This is a genomic window from Paraburkholderia sp. RL17-373-BIF-A (assembly GCF_046030175.1).
GTDB lineage: Bacteria > Pseudomonadota > Gammaproteobacteria > Burkholderiales > Burkholderiaceae > Paraburkholderia.
Genome location: NZ_JARESO010000300.1, coordinates 1 through 992 on the forward strand (window position 1 = coordinate 1; position 992 = coordinate 992).

The window sequence follows — 992 nt, forward strand, 5'->3', positions numbered from 1 at the left end:
GCCTATGATGCGTCGGCTTCACTTCGTGACTGTCGACTTTGCCACTATCTTCAGCGCTGCGGCTGCGTCGACTCCAATTGCCCAAGGTTGCCACGGGCACTCCGAGCCTACGCGCGGCTTCGTGCTGCTCGACTGATTCGGCAAGCCTAATGGCCTCGAGCTTGAACTCGTCCGTGTATTGCCGTTTGGGCACCAGCTTCTCTGACATTCAAACCTCCGTACAAACGGGAAATTAACAAATTCCTGCTGTACGTGAAATCGAGGCACGGTCACCCACTTCTGGTTCGGTGATTCTGCGTCGAACTGACGTTCGAGAACATTTGGCGCAATCTTTCCTACCTCGCCCTTGTAGTCGCGATACTTCTTGACTCGCACGCAGGACTTCAGGCGCAAATCAGCCATTAGACGCTGGATCGCCTTGTGGTTGACGGCGAGGCCCTCCTGCCGAATCGTAACGGTGATGCGACGGTAGCCATATCGCCCTTTATGCCTGTCGAAGATCGGATCCGGGCCTTAAGGTCAACATACTTGTCGGCCAGTGTAACGCCTTCTGTTGATAATAGAAAGTGCTGCGCGCCAAGCCTGCCAGCTTGAGCAGACCGGCAAGAGGGTATTGGTGCCTTAGCTCGATCACGATTTGTGCTTTTTGCGCTGCGCTTGCTGCGCAGTCGTTTGAACCAAGGCATTGAGCTTTTTTAGATAGGCATTCTCCATGCGGAGATTATCCAGTTCCTTTACCAACTCGTCGCGAGTGCGCCTGGCGTCGCCCTTTGATGATCCCGGGGATTCTGTGGTCTGATGCTTTGTCATCTTCTTCCGGCGTAAGGAAGCGTGCGGAGCCAAGGCCTCCAGTCCACCCTGATCGTAGTTGCGCTCCCATGTAGCGATAATATTGAAGTTGCGAATGTCAAACAGCGCGGCGGCCTGCCGATAGGAAAGGCGCTCGTCACGCATACGTCGCAACACCGACAGCTTGAATTTTAAGCTATAGG

The 992-nt window shown here is 54.4% G+C and carries 1 protein-coding gene and 1 pseudogene; both read right to left on the minus strand.

Going from position 1 to position 992, the window contains the following annotated elements; genetic code table 11:
* Positions 1-208, minus strand: a 208-nt coding sequence (locus P0D80_RS50495; protein ID WP_408296343.1) for a transposase, incomplete at its 3' end; no start/stop codon positions are given.
* 41 nt (positions 209-249) lie between these two features.
* A pseudogene (locus tag P0D80_RS50500) lies at positions 250-992 on the minus strand (IS3 family transposase); the annotation flags it as partial.